Source organism: Anaerococcus prevotii DSM 20548, assembly GCF_000024105.1.
GTDB lineage: Bacteria > Bacillota > Clostridia > Tissierellales > Peptoniphilaceae > Anaerococcus > Anaerococcus prevotii.
In genome coordinates this window covers 1,101,051-1,115,160 of record NC_013171.1, presented here as the reverse complement: position 1 = coordinate 1,115,160, position 14,110 = coordinate 1,101,051, and the positions used below count along the sequence as shown (strand labels likewise).

Sequence of the window (14,110 nt, the reverse complement as noted above, 5' to 3'; positions counted from 1 at the left end):
CATTGAAAATTATAAATAATAACTTATATAATCAGTAAGATTAGGGGGATTATCAAATTGACTGGTGGGATGAACAATCTTAGTTAAAAATATAAAAAAGTTCAAAATATCCCTTGACAATTCCCCTAATAAACTTTATACTTTAAATAGTGTTAACGATATTTGTTACTAATATTATAGGAGGTCTTAAATGACAGTTAAAAGAGCTATGAAGACTATGGATGGTAACACAGCAGCAGCTCACGTATCATATGCGTTCACTGATGTTGCAACAATCTATCCAATCACACCTTCATCACCAATGCCAGAAGCAGTAGATGTTTGGGCTGCTAACGGTAGAAAAAATATTTTTGGTAGACCAGTTGAAGTAAAAGAAATGCAATCTGAAGCAGGTGCTGCAGGAGCAGTTCACGGAGCATTAGCAGCAGGAGCACTAACTACTACATATACTGCAAGTCAAGGATTATTACTAATGATCCCAAATATGTACAAAATTGCAGGTGAAAGATTACCAGGTGTATTCCACGTTGCAGCAAGAACACTTGCAACACACGCACTTTCAATCTATGGAGACCACTCAGACGTAATGGCAGCAAGACAAACAGGTTTTGCAATGCTTTGTGCTTCTTCAGTTCAAGAAGTTATGGACTTAGGTCCTGTTGCTCACTTATCAGCAATCAAGGGAAGCATCCCATTCGTAAACTTCTTCGACGGATTTAGAACAAGTCACGAAATTCAAAAAATAGAAGTTTGGGACTACAAAGACCTAGCTCCACTTGTTGATATGGAAGCTGTAAATAGATTTAAAAACAATTCACTAAACCCAGAAAGACCAAAAACAATTGGTACAGCTGAAAAGAACATCTTCTTCCAAAGAATGGAATCAGTAAACAATGCTTATGAAGATATCGTAGGTATAGCTGAAGATTACATGCACAAAATCAATGAATTAATTGGTACAAACTACGAATTATTCAATTACTACGGTGCAGATGATGCCGAAGAAATCATAGTAGCTATGGGTTCTGTATGTCAAGCAGCAGAAGAGACAATCGATGCCCTACTAGCTGAAGGCAAAAAAGTAGGTATGATTGAAGTTCACTTATATAGACCATTCTCTAAAGAACACCTACTAAAAGCAATTCCAAAAACAGTTAAGAAAATTGCTGTTCTTGATAGAACAAAAGAAAAAGGATCAATCGGTGAGCCACTACTACTAGATGTTAAATCTGCTTACTATGATCAAGAAGATAAACCACAAATTATCGGTGGTAGATATGGTCTTTCATCTAAAGATACAGTTCCAGCTGATATCGAAGCAGTATTTGAAAACCTTGCTAAAGATGAACCAAAAGAAGACTTTACAATCTCTATCAATGATGACGTAACACACAAATCACTTGAAAGAACAGACCTTAAGATTAGACAAGAAGGTACAACAAGATGTAAATTCTGGGGATTCGGATCTGACGGTACTGTTGGAGCTAACAAACAAGCTATCAAGATCATCGGTGATAACACTGACATGTACGCACAAGGATACTTTGACTATGACTCAAAGAAATCTGGTGGTCTAACAGTTTCTCACTTAAGATTTGGTAAAGACCCAATTAGATCAACATACCTACTAGACGAAGCAGACTTCATGTCTTGTTCAAAGGTAGCTTATGTTAACCAATACGACCTACTTAAAGGTCTTAAAGATGGTGGTAAATTCTTACTAAACTGTGCTTGGTCAGATGAAGAATTAGAAGAACACCTACCAGCAAACATGAAACGCTATATTGCTGAACATGATGTAGAATTCTACACAATTGACGCTTCTCACTTAGCAGCTGAAATTGGTCTAGGTTCTAGAACAAACATGATTATGCAATCAGCATTCTTCAAACTAGCTGACGTAATTCCATTAGAAGATGCAGTTGGCTACCTAAAAGACTCTATAGTTAAATCTTATGGTCACAAGGGTGATGACATTGTAAACATGAACTACAAGGCTGTTGATAGCGGAATCGATGCAATCCACAAAGTAGAAGTACCAGAAGCTTGGAAAGACGCTGTTGATGAAAAGAAAGAAGAAAGAGAACTTCCTGAATTCATCAGAGAAATTGTTAAACCTATGCTTGAACAAAAAGAAGATGACATCCCTGTATCAGCATTCGTTGGTAGAGAAGATGGAGCATTCGAATCAGGTACAACTCAATACGAAAAGAGAGGAATCGCTCTTAACGTTCCAGAATGGCAACTTGATAACTGTATCCAATGTAACCAATGTTCATACGTTTGTCCTCACGCAGTAATTAGACCTTTCTTAGTAACAGAAGAAGAAAAGGCAAACGCACCAGAAGGCTTTGATACTAAAAAAGCTATCGGTAAGGGCATGGAAGGATACGAATTTAGAATTCAAGTTTCTCCATTAGACTGTACTGGATGTGGTAACTGTGCAGATGTTTGTCCAGCTCCAGAAAAAGCTCTTCTAATGAAACCATTCGAAGATGAAGTTGAAAAAGAAAAAGAAAATTGGTATTACGCTCATGAAGAAGTTGGATACAAAGAAGATGTTATGGATCCAATGACTCTAAAGGGAAGCCAATTCAAACAACCATTACTTGAGTTCTCAGGTGCTTGTGCAGGTTGTGGTGAAACACCTTACGCTAAACTTGTAACACAATTATTTGGTGATAGAATGTACATTGCAAATGCTACAGGATGTTCATCAATCTGGGGAGCAAGTGCACCAGCTATGTCTTACACAAAGAACTCTTGTGGACAAGGTCCAGCTTGGGGTAACTCATTATTCGAAGATGCTGCTGAATATGGTTATGGTATGAAACTTGCAGCAGATGCTAACAAGTCACTACTTGAAACATATATGAACAACTTCCTAGAACTTGGTCTTGATACACCATTTAACGAAGCGTTCAAAGCTTGGTTAGAAGGAAAAGAAACTGTTAATACTTCTAAAGAAGCAACAGCTAAGATCATGAAACTTAAAGAAGAAACAGTAGACAGTGAAGAAGGTAAAGACCTACTTGACAAGATTTTCCAACTAAAAGATTACATGATTAAGAAATCAATCTGGATCTTTGGTGGTGACGGATGGAGCTACGATATCGGATTTGGTGGAGTTGACCACGTACTTGCAAGTGGTGAAGACATCAACATTCTTGTATTCGATACAGAAGTTTACTCTAACACAGGTGGACAATCTTCTAAAGCTACACCATTATCTGCAGTAGCACAATTTGCTGCCGCTGGTAAAAAGGTAAGAAAGAAAGACCTTGGTCTAATGATGACTTCTTACGGTTACGTATACTGTGCACAAGTAGCTATGGGTGCTAACCAAAACCAAACACTTAAGGCTCTTAAAGAAGCTGAAAGCTACAATGGTCCATCACTAGTTATAGCTTATGCACCATGTATCAACCACGGTATCAGAATTGGTATGGGTAAATCACAATACAGAGAAAAACAAGCTGTAGATGCTGGTTACTGGCACTTATGGAGATTTGACCCAAGACTTGCAGACGAGGGCAAAAATCCATTCCAACTTGATTCTAGAGAACCAAAAGAATCATTCCAAGAATTTATTCAAGGTGAAGTAAGATACTCATCACTTAAGAGATCTTTCCCTGAAACAGCTGACGAACTATATGCTGAAGCAGAAAAAGCTGCTAAAGAAAGATATGAAACATATAAGAGATTAGCTGGTAAATAAGATTAAAATTTTCAAAAACCGTCATTAATTTGGCGGTTTTTTCTATTGTCCAATAATCTTTGATAATTTTATTATAATTAATGTATGGTTTATGGTATAATCATAATAAAAAGGTAATAGACTTACTGATCATACTGGAGGTATTATGACTATTAAGTATGTTAATAATTTAGGAAAAGTAACTATTGATGACTCACTCATAACCAATATTGCTGTAGCAAGTGTAATGCAATCTTATGGGGTTGTAGGTCTTGCTAGTCAATCTGCAAAAGATGGTATATATGAGCTTTTAGGTGTAAATAATATGCAAAAAGGAGTTCAAGTTAGAAGGCTAGATAATGGCACAATTTCTATCAATATTTCTTTATTTTTGAAATATGGTGTTAGGATTCCTGTAGTTTGTCAAAATATAATTGAGAATGTAAAGTATAATGTTGAAAAATCCCTTAAGGTAAGAGTTGCCGAAGTTAATATCTTTGTTCAAGGGATTAACAAATAGGAGTGTAAATGAAAAGTATTGATGCAAATAAACTTCAACAAATGATTATTGGAGCTTATGAATATTTAAATGAAAATAAGGACTTGGTTAATGAGCTAAACGTCTTTCCTGTACCAGATGGAGATACAGGTACGAATATGTTTATGACAATAAAATCTGGTCTTGATAAAGTAAATAAATCTGGATTGACTTCTGTTGAAGAAGTTTCTAAGGCACTAAGTCAAGGGACTCTTATGGGAGCTAGGGGAAATTCAGGTGTTATTCTATCTCAGCTCGTTAGGGGTATGTCAAAGACTCTTAAGGGTAAGGATACAATCTATGCTACTGATGTAAGGGATATTTTCGCAAATGCTAGTAAAACAGCCTACAAAGCTGTCATGCAGCCAACAGAGGGAACAATCCTTACTGTAGCCAATAAAATGGCTGACAAGGCTAAGGAATCCTTCAATGAAGATATAGAATTAGACGATTACCTTATAGAAATTATTGGAGCGGGTCAAGTAGCATTAGATAATACCCCTAACCAACTTCCAGTCCTCAAAGAAGCAGGTGTTGTTGACTCAGGTGGACAAGGATTAATTTTCTTACTAAGAGGTGCACTAAATGCATTAAATTCAAATATCGACAGAGATATCGATTTGTCTGAAGAAAAAAGCGATGATGACTTTACTTATAAGGTGGAATTTGAGCTTGCTGGAAATGAAGAAAAGCTTGCTTCTTTAAATGAAAACCTTGAAAGAATCACGAAGAATTATGAATCTGACTTAAATAAAGATTTATTGAAATCAACATTTAAGACTGACAGCCCTCAAAATATAGTTCAAATGATTTTGATGGAGGGAGTGATATTAAAAATCACGGTAGAAAACTTAAAGCCTGAAGTAGAGAACATCCCTGAAAATAAGGAAGCTATCAATAAGAAATACGGATTTATTGCAGTATCTAGGGGCGAAGGCTACAACGCTATAATGGAAAGCATGAATATAGATAAGGTTATTGAAGGTGGACAAACTATGAACCCATCTACTGAAGATCTATATAAGGCCGTTGAAGAAATAAAGGCTGAAAATATTTTTATTTTCCCGAACAACAAGAATATTATAATGTCTGCGAAGCAAGCTGCTGAAGTTTCAGATAAGAATGTTTTCGTTGTTGAGACAAGATCAATTCCTGAAGCCTTCAGTGCAATTCTTGAATTTGATGAAGGGATGAGTCCAGAAGAAAATTTAGAGAATATGAATGAAATCATTGAAGATATTCATATTGCTGAAGTTTCTATATCTATAAGAGATACAAGCGTCAATGATATTAAGATAAGAAAAGATGATTATATAGGAATACTCGATGGTAAAATTGTAGCTACAGATTCATCTATAGAAAAAACTTGTGAGGAAACCATAGCTGATATTATAGAAGAAGATGATATTTCTTTGATTACTATTTATTATGGTGAGGATATAGAAAAAAGAAGAGCTAAGGATTTTTCTAAGAAACTTTCTAAAAAATTCAAGGACGTGGACTGCGAATTAGTCTACGGTGGACAGCCAGTCTACTACTATACAATCACACTTGAATAATGGATTTAACGTCTCTAAAGGGCATAGGAGATAAGAAGAGCAAGGACTTTAAGAGGCTTGGTATATCTTCTGTATCAGATCTTTATAATTACTATCCTCGAGAATATGAGGACAGGAGCAAGTTAAAAAGCATAGTCGATATAGATGATAACAACAAACATTATTTTGTCCGGAAAATTTCTAGCAGACTGTACCAGAAGAATTTCGGTAAAATGACTATTTCCTATATCTATGCCTTTGAAGAAAAATCGCAATTTAGAAATATAAGACTAATATGGTTTAATGATAGATTTACCCCAAGAAGGCTTGTTAGAGGAAGGACATATAAGTTTTATACCTCAGTTTCTAAGAAGAATGCTTTTTATGAAGCTGGGAATCCTTTATTTTGTGAAATGGATGATGATGAAATAGGCTCTATTGCATCGATTTACCCTCTTACAAAGGGAATTAGTAATAAACAAATCAGACAATTTATGAGTAGGGCTTTGGCTTACTTTGATAGGAGAGAAGAAATTTTGTCCGATACTATATTAGAAGGATTCTCGCTAAACAAAAGATACGACAATCTTAAAGAGATTCATTTTCCCACGTCAGTCGAAGGCTTAACCAAGGCAAAGAGTCAGATCAAAATAGTGGACTTATTAAAAGACTTATGCTTCTTGGACTTTCTCAAAAGTAAGACTAAGTTTAGACAAGATATTGATCTTGCTTACAAGCTAGATGAGATTTTATCTGAGCTTTCTTTCACACTCACCAGAAGTCAAAGAAGGGTTTTGGAAGAAATTTTGGATGATTGTAAGAGTCCTTACACAGCCAATAGACTCTTGGTTGGAGATGTAGGAAGTGGTAAGACAATAGTTGCTATAGTAATTATGATAATTTTTGCCCTAAATGGCTATCAATCAGCTATGATGGTACCTACTGAACTTTTGGCTATTCAGCAATTCGAAAAAAATATCGAGCTGTTTGATAAGTTTAATGTAAGAGCAGCCTTACTTACAGGAAGTAGCAAGGATAAGGATAAACTTAAAGAGGACCTTAAAAATGGTAAAATTGACATCCTTATTGGAACTCATGCAATCATAGTTGAAGATGTTGACTTTAATAATTTGAAGTTTGTCGTAAATGATGAGCAACACAGATTTGGTGTAAGTCAAAGGCAAATGCTGGCCCTAAAGGGCGATGCTGTAAATTATCTTACAATGACAGCAACCCCTATCCCTAGGACCCTGTCTCTTAAAATCTCAGAAATTATCGACTTATCTATAATAAACGAACTTCCCAAGGGAAGAAAGCCTATAATGACAAGGCTTTTGGGATCTGATAAGATTGAAATCTTATATGAGAAGATAAATCAAACTATAAGAGAAGGCAGGCAAATATATGTAGTTAGCAATAATATTGACTCCGATGATAAAAATTCTTTGGAAAATTTATATAAAATCTATAAGAATAGATTTCCACGATATAGGATAGCTATCCTTCATGGCAAGATGAAAGCTAAGGATAAGGAAGATATCTTAGGAGATTTCAATAAGGGTAAAATTGATATATTACTAGCAACTACAGTTATTGAAGTAGGAATAGATGTGGCCAATGCTAATACCATGATAATATATAATGCCAATAATTTCGGTCTTTCAACCCTCCACCAGCTTAGGGGAAGAGTAGGTAGGGGTGAGTATGAATCATACTGCTATCTAATTTCTGATAATCCCTCTCCATCAAATAAATTAAATGTCTTAGTAGAAAGTAATGATGGATTCGAAATAGCTAAGAAAGACTATGAACAAAGAGGTGGCGGCAAAATCTTATCTTATTTACAACATGGAAAAAATCTTTCGACTGTAGATTTTCTTAATATGAGTAAAGATGAAATTGAAAAATGTTTTAAGATATATGAGAAGCTCAAAGATGGTAACTACGAAGGAATCGACCTTACATATGTCGAAGAATATTTTAGAGAGAATAAAAGGATTATTTTAAACTAATGAGAGTAGTAGCAGGAAAATACAAGGGATTCATTTTACAATCTCCAAAGTCAAATACGTCTAGGCCTACTGATAATAAAGTAAAAGAAGCTATATTTGATATGCTCTATCCATTTAGGAATAACTTCTCTGCCTTGGACCTATTTTCTGGAACTGGACAGATGGGAATAGAGTTTCTATCAAGAGGAGCTCGTGAAGTAACATTTAACGAAAGAAACTCCTCTACTTTTTCTATCCTAAATAAAAATATAGAGAAAGTTAAGGCTTCTAATGTAAGTGTAGATAGGCTGGATTTTAAAAAAGCTTTGAAAAAATATAGGGATTGTGGGTCTAGCTTTGACTACATATTTCTAGACCCTCCCTATGAGGGCGATTTAGTAAAGCAATCTGTTAAGCTAATATTAGAATATGAATTATTAACCAATGAAGGTATAATAATAACAGAATCTGATAAAGAATTAGATTTTTCTGATATGAGAGAATTAACCCTTATTAAGGAAAAATCTTATGGAAGGAAACAAGTAAACATATACAAAGCAAATGAAAGTTATTTATCCAGGTAGCTTCGACCCATTGACTCTTGGGCATATTGATATAATCAAGAGACTTTCCAAGATGTTCGATGAAGTTGTCGTAGCTGTATTAATTAATGAACATAAAAAATCTGTCTTTTCTCTGGAAGAAAGAGAAGAAATCATTAAAGAGCAAATGATTAAAGATGGAATCGAAAATGTAAGTATATCATCTTTTGATGGCTTATTGGTTAATTTTGCAAAAGAAAATGACATCAAGATAGTTGCAAGGGGCTTAAGAGAAGTAACTGACTATGAGTATGAGAAAAATATAGCTATGTTTAATTCAAAGCTTATGGACGGTCTAGAGACTATATTTCTTCTAAGCAATCCTAACTATTCTTTTATAAGCTCAAGTGGAGTTAGGGAAGTAGCAACATTTAAGGGAGATGTATCCTCTTTTGTAAGTAAAGAAGTCGAAGAAAGAATTAAAGTGAAGTTTGAATATTAGGGGGAAGTTATGGCACAAAATAAATTAATTAACTTGATTAATGAGATGGAAGATGTGATGGATGAATCTTCATCTGTACCATTTTCTAGAAAAGTTTCTGTAGATCCAGATGAAATCTATGAATTATTAAATGAGATGAAGGATGCTCTACCAGAAGAAATCAAGCAAGCTCAATGGGTAACTGATGAGAAAGATAGGATTATCAGTGAGGCCAAGAGTGAGGCAGATAGTAGATTAAATGAAGCGGAAAATGAAATTAACAATATAAAAGAGCAAGCTAGAAATAAATTTAGACAACTAGTTTCAGAAAATGAAATAACTAGAGAAGCTAGGAACGAAGCGGAAAGAATAATCGAAGAGGCAAACATAGAAGCTGACAAGATTAGACAACAATCTTATGCTTATGTTGATAGATTATTCCAAGGCTCTATTGAAAACTTCAGTCAACTTGCTAACCAACTTGAAAAGAATAGAAGAACAATTTTAGAAAATAAGTAAAACTTAACCTATGAAGCTAATTGGCCTCATAGGTTTTTTTAATAGAAATTTTTCTAGTGAAGTCTGTATTAAACTGTCTATCTATTAGGAGTGAGTAGAGGTTGCTTGCCCTTAGCATGTTTTCGTACACAAGAAGATCGTCGTGGTCTAATGCTTCTATATCAGACTTTCTTATAACAATTTTCAATTCTTTTTTAATATCTCTAAAAAGTTTTGTAGCTTTCTCATTAAAAGCAAGAACTTTAACAAAATTATAATCAAGATCATTAAGAGATTTTTTATTATTTAGTATATAGTTTAACATTAATCTCTTAATCCTCGCCATTGTATTACGCTTTGATACAGCAAGTTCAATAAATTCATCGTAGGTGGGCGAATCTTTTAACAAGGTCTTGAAATAATTATCTAGACCCTCCTCATAGCACAAGGAATCTTGCATTTGACTTTCTTCAATCATAAATTTATATTTGAAAATCTCAAAAAGATTCTCCTTATTGGCTAGCCCATAATTTTTTTGAAAAGATTTTAATTTTTGATAGGAAGAGGAAGGCATAAGTTTTTCTATATTTCCAGAAAGATTCCTTCTTATTGATGTAGATGAGGCATACTTTTCATCTTTTATATCTAGGTCTTGGTTATTTGCTCCAAGCCTTCTAATAGGAATTGCCATAATATTTGGGTTGATTTTACTAATTGATATCATATACTCGAGGGCAAGGATATTGTTAGAACTTATAAAATCCTCTCTTCCTAGGAAGTCTTTGAGAGCAAGGTACTTTGCTTCAGTAAATGAATATTTTTTATCAATATAATATTTAGTTAATTCTTCCAATCTATCATTATCTTTTATTAACCTAGCTGAAATATCAAGAAATTCTTCACTATCTAAATTCTCTATTCCAAAAGCAAGATAGTCTATCTTTAATTTGTTTAAAAGTTCGATGGATTTGTAGGAGAAAAACTCCGCTGATTGCAGAGATATAAAGTTAGGCATCTCTATAACAAGGTCGAAGCCATTATCTAAGGCAGCGTCAGCTCTAGAATACTTATCTATAAGACTCGCTTCACCTCTTTGAACGAAATCACCGCTCATTAAGCTAATAGCTAAGTCTGTTTTTGTAATTTCCTTTGCCTTGTTTATTAAATATTTGTGTCCATTGTGAAATGGATTAAATTCAGAAATAATTGCAAGTTTTTTCATAATATCACCATCTTAATTATACATTAAATAGGCTTATAAATAAATTATAGCCACTAGTAAAATACTAATAGTTTTAAAAATATAAGTTCATATGGTATAATAATAGAAGAAACATGCGTAGGAGGATATATGATTTCAGCAAATGATTTAAGAAAAGGCGTAACTTTTGTATATGATAATGATGTTTATCAAATAGTTGATTTTCAACACGTTAAACCAGGTAAGGGAGCAGCTTTCGTTCGTGCTAAGATTAGATCTGTAATGAATGGTGGGGCTAAGGATGTAACCTTTAACCCAAATGAAAAGTTCGAACAAGCTGTAATATCAACTAAAGAAATGTCATATTTATACAATGATGGCCAACTTTATTACTTTATGGACCCAGAAACATTTGAACAAATCGGTATTGAATATGAAGCGGTTAAAGATGCGATTATTTATGTAAAAGAAAATGAACCAGTTCAAATTAAATTCTATGAAGGTAAACCATTTCAAATCGAAGCACCAAACTTTGTTGAACTTAAGGTAGAAGAAACAGAGCCAGCCATCAAAGGTGATACAGCTACAAATGTCACAAAACCAGCAACAGTTGAGACAGGGGCAGTTATACAAGTTCCAGTTTTCGTAAATGAAGGTGACGTAATCAAAATTGATACTAGAACTGGAGACTACCTATCAAGAGTATAAGGAGTAAATAATGTCAGGAAGTTTCATAAACGGATCAGTCAAAATAGCAGACGAAATCCTTGATCAAATAGCAGTTGCAGCAGCAAGTGATGTCTATGGTGTATACTGTGAGGACAATCAAGATAAGTCTTTTAGACTCCACAAGAGAAATTCTAAAAGCAAAGTAAAAAAACACGGGGAAAACCTACATTTCACTCTAGATGTTAACTTTGATAGAAATATTAATGTGAGAAAGACAGTTAAGAAAATACAAGAAAATGTTAAAAATATAGTTGAGAATATGACAGGTATTTCTGTAACTAGAGTCGATGTCAATGTCGGTAATTTAGAAATATAATGAATAGGGTTGAACAAAGAGAGTGGGTTTTTAAACTCATCTACCAAGACAGTATTAGTAAAATTGAAGATATAGATAAGGCTCTTGAAGAATTAGACCTTACCGATGAAGATTTTGTAAGAAAGTCTATATCATCTTTTCTAAATAATTTCTCTAGCATTGATGAAAAGCTTACTTCTAATCTTGACAGCAAACGCAAGAGACTATCCAAGGTACTAAGATCGATTTTATACCTAAGCATTAACGAGATGTATTTTATGGATATACCAGTATCAGTTTCAATCAACGAAGCAGTAAATCTAGCTAAGAAGTACTCAGATGAAGATGATTATAAGCTAGTAAATTCTATCTTAGGGTCAATCGTTAGAAAAGATGGAAAATGAGAAAAGCACTTAGTGTTAAGCAGTTTAACGAATATTTCAAATCCAATATAAAACACGATCCTATATTCCAAAATCTTTATATAAATGGGCAATTATCGAACGTTAGGATCAATAATTCCCATTTATATTTTTCTCTAAAAGAAGATAGGGATATTATAGATTGTGTAATTTATTATTATGAGGATAAGGATATAGATTTTTCTGTGGAAATAGGCAAGGATGTGCTAGTTAAAGGAACTGTAATCTTTAACAACTACTCCTCGAGGATTGTCATTTCAGTAAACGAAATCAAGGAAAAAGGCCTTTCTCAGAAATATATAGAATTTCTTCAAATGAAGGAAGATTTTAGGAAAAAAGGTTATTTTGATTTAGAAAAGAAAAAAGAAATACCTAAATTTCCCCAAAAAATTGGGCTAATTACTTCTAACGAAAGTGCGGCTATTGTAGATTTTCTATCTGTTATTAATCAAAAGCCAAATGATATGCACATATACCTATGTCCTGTAAAGGTGCAAGGCGAGTCTTCTCCGCTTATGGTTAAAAAGGCAATTGAAACACTAGATGGTAGAAATCTTGATTTAATTGTTATTACTAGAGGTGGAGGATCTAGTGAAGATCTCTCATCCTTTAACGATAGATTAGTAATAGAGGCTAGCTTTCTAGCCAAAACTCCTATAATCTCAGCTATAGGACACAAAATCGATCAAACTCTTCTGGATTTAGTAGCGGATTTGAGTCTACAGACTCCAACAGAAGCAGGATCGTATGTGATTAAAAATTATTCTAATATCTCTAAAGAAATGAAAAATACTATTGATAAAATGGGTGAAATAACCCTATCTAGGATTAGGGATTATGAATATAAACTTCTTAAGACGAGAAAAAAACTGGAGAGACAAAGCCCTTTAAGGGAGATTGATAAAAAAATAAATAGTCTTACTTATCTAAAAAAAGATTTAGATATAAAATTAAAGTCAAACTTGTCATATAATGAGCAAAGACTAAGGCTTATTTCATCAGAGTTAAAGAGGTTCAATGATATAATAGAAATTGGCAAAAATAATATTCATATCAAAGATAATATGGGTAATATAGTATTCTCTAAACATTCTCTTAAAAAATCTGATATTGCTTTTATAGAATTTAGCGATGGAAAAGTAAAGGTGGAAGTAGTTGATTGATAAGTCAATAGAAGAAAATTTCGAAAAAATAGAAGAGCTCTTAGAAAAGTTGGAAAATAACAAAGACAATCTCGATGAGAGTATTAAGATTTATGAAAAAGCTAGTGATATATATAAGAAACTAGAAGAAAGACTTAACGAGTATAAAGCAAAGGTAGAGACGATAACAAGTGATGAATAATACGATTTACGAAAAATATGAAAATAGACTAGCCTATAATAAGAGAATAATTGACGAGGAAATGAAAAAGTATTTCTCTGAAGATTCTAAAATTAATGAAGCCATGCTTTATGCAGCTGATTCTGGTAAGAGAATTCGTGCAAGCTTGTTCTTAGAAAATAGAAGATTACATACAAATGAAATCAGTAAAAACGATTTACTATTTGCTTTAGCAATAGAGATGATTCAAGCCTATTCCCTTGTTCATGATGATTTGCCAGCCATGGATGATGATGATTATAGACGTGGAAAGGAAAGTGTTCACAAACATTATGGCGAGGATTTGGCAATACTTACTGGAGATGCTCTCCTAAGTGAAGCAAGTATGCTTATGATGGATGTTTCGTTAGAGGATCCTTCTTATCTAAAGGCAGCTTCTTATTTAATGAAAAAAGTTGGCAAGGATGGGATGATTACTGGACAAATCTTAGACCTTAGGAGAAGAAAATCTTATGCTGAAGACTTCTTAGTCGAAGTATATGATAAGAAAACTGGAGATTTCTTCAAGGGGGCTATAGTAGCAGCAGGTATTGTCAATGGTTATGATGAGGAAATTATAGCTAAGCTTGAAAGATATTCATATTATTTAGGCTTGGGATTTCAGATTCAGGACGATTTATTAGAAGAAGACTTCAAAGATGAGATTAATATATTAAATTTAAAGGATCTCGATTCTAGTAAAAAATTTCTAGCTGAAATTAATGGTAAATGTAAAAAAGAAATTGAAGATTTAGAAAATAATGATTTTCTTTTATTTCTAATCGAATTTCTAACAAATAGAAAATATTAGAGGCG

General features: G+C 33.5%; 14 protein-coding genes. 13 read left to right on the top strand and 1 reads right to left on the bottom strand.

Annotation, left to right across the window (positions count from 1 at the left end; genetic code table 11):
* The first annotated feature begins 190 nt into the window (after nucleotides 1-190).
* The 7 genes from nifJ (at nucleotide 191) to APRE_RS05290 (ending at nucleotide 9,306) form a co-directional block, all read left to right on the top strand.
* Complete coding sequence (gene nifJ / locus APRE_RS05320; protein WP_015777973.1) at nucleotides 191-3,718, top strand: pyruvate:ferredoxin (flavodoxin) oxidoreductase; 3,528 nt, start codon at nucleotides 191-193, stop codon at nucleotides 3,716-3,718.
* A gap of 145 nt (nucleotides 3,719-3,863) precedes the next feature.
* Complete coding sequence (locus tag APRE_RS05315) at nucleotides 3,864-4,217, top strand: Asp23/Gls24 family envelope stress response protein (RefSeq protein WP_015777972.1); 354 nt, start codon at nucleotides 3,864-3,866, stop codon at nucleotides 4,215-4,217.
* A gap of 8 nt (nucleotides 4,218-4,225) precedes the next feature.
* The gene (locus APRE_RS05310; RefSeq protein WP_015777971.1) at nucleotides 4,226-5,794 is read left to right on the top strand and encodes a DAK2 domain-containing protein; all 1,569 of its coding nucleotides are present in this window, start codon (nucleotides 4,226-4,228) and stop codon (nucleotides 5,792-5,794) included.
* Nucleotides 5,794-7,785 carry an ATP-dependent DNA helicase RecG gene (locus APRE_RS05305; protein WP_015777970.1) on the top strand — a complete coding sequence of 664 codons (1,992 nt, stop codon included), beginning with the start codon at nucleotides 5,794-5,796 and terminating at the stop codon, nucleotides 7,783-7,785. Before APRE_RS05310 ends, APRE_RS05305 begins: the two co-directional genes overlap by 1 nt.
* Entirely contained in the window at nucleotides 7,785-8,348 is a 564-nt protein-coding gene (rsmD, locus tag APRE_RS05300) for a 16S rRNA (guanine(966)-N(2))-methyltransferase RsmD (RefSeq protein ID WP_015777969.1), read from the top strand. The genes APRE_RS05305 and rsmD overlap by 1 nt, the downstream gene beginning before the upstream one ends.
* Nucleotides 8,326-8,808, top strand: coding sequence for a pantetheine-phosphate adenylyltransferase (gene coaD, locus APRE_RS05295; RefSeq protein ID WP_015777968.1), 483 nt, complete (start codon nucleotides 8,326-8,328; stop codon nucleotides 8,806-8,808). Before rsmD ends, coaD begins: the two co-directional genes overlap by 23 nt.
* Before the next feature lie 9 nt (nucleotides 8,809-8,817).
* Nucleotides 8,818-9,306, top strand: a complete 489-nt coding sequence (locus APRE_RS05290; RefSeq protein WP_015777967.1) for an ATP synthase subunit B family protein — start codon at nucleotides 8,818-8,820, stop codon at nucleotides 9,304-9,306.
* A 16-nt stretch (nucleotides 9,307-9,322) separates the two neighbouring features.
* On the opposite strand, the gene APRE_RS05285 is transcribed toward APRE_RS05290, so the two are convergent.
* Nucleotides 9,323-10,507, bottom strand: coding sequence for a tRNA(Met) cytidine acetate ligase (locus APRE_RS05285; RefSeq protein ID WP_015777966.1), 1,185 nt, complete (start codon nucleotides 10,505-10,507; stop codon nucleotides 9,323-9,325).
* A 129-nt stretch (nucleotides 10,508-10,636) separates the two neighbouring features.
* Here APRE_RS05285 and efp point away from each other — a divergent pair, with 129 nt between their 5' ends.
* Genes efp through APRE_RS05255 form a run of 6 tightly spaced genes read left to right on the top strand, consistent with a single transcriptional unit; the run spans nucleotide 10,637 to nucleotide 14,105 of the window.
* A complete protein-coding gene (efp, locus tag APRE_RS05280) occupies nucleotides 10,637-11,194 on the top strand; it encodes an elongation factor P (protein ID WP_015777965.1) in 558 nt (185 codons plus the stop codon).
* A gap of 10 nt (nucleotides 11,195-11,204) precedes the next feature.
* A complete protein-coding gene (locus APRE_RS05275; protein WP_015777964.1) occupies nucleotides 11,205-11,531 on the top strand; it encodes an Asp23/Gls24 family envelope stress response protein in 327 nt (108 codons plus the stop codon).
* Complete coding sequence (gene nusB, locus APRE_RS05270; RefSeq protein ID WP_015777963.1) at nucleotides 11,531-11,914, top strand: transcription antitermination factor NusB; 384 nt, start codon at nucleotides 11,531-11,533, stop codon at nucleotides 11,912-11,914. The genes APRE_RS05275 and nusB overlap by 1 nt, the downstream gene beginning before the upstream one ends.
* Nucleotides 11,911-13,095: an exodeoxyribonuclease VII large subunit gene (gene xseA, locus APRE_RS05265; protein WP_015777962.1), complete on the top strand. Its 1,185-nt coding sequence runs from the start codon at nucleotides 11,911-11,913 to the stop codon at nucleotides 13,093-13,095. The genes nusB and xseA overlap by 4 nt, the downstream gene beginning before the upstream one ends.
* A complete protein-coding gene (xseB, locus tag APRE_RS05260; protein ID WP_015777961.1) occupies nucleotides 13,088-13,276 on the top strand; it encodes an exodeoxyribonuclease VII small subunit in 189 nt (62 codons plus the stop codon). The genes xseA and xseB overlap by 8 nt, the downstream gene beginning before the upstream one ends.
* A complete protein-coding gene (locus tag APRE_RS05255) occupies nucleotides 13,269-14,105 on the top strand; it encodes a polyprenyl synthetase family protein (protein WP_015777960.1) in 837 nt (278 codons plus the stop codon). The genes xseB and APRE_RS05255 overlap by 8 nt, the downstream gene beginning before the upstream one ends.
* Nucleotides 14,106-14,110 lie beyond the last annotated feature (5 nt).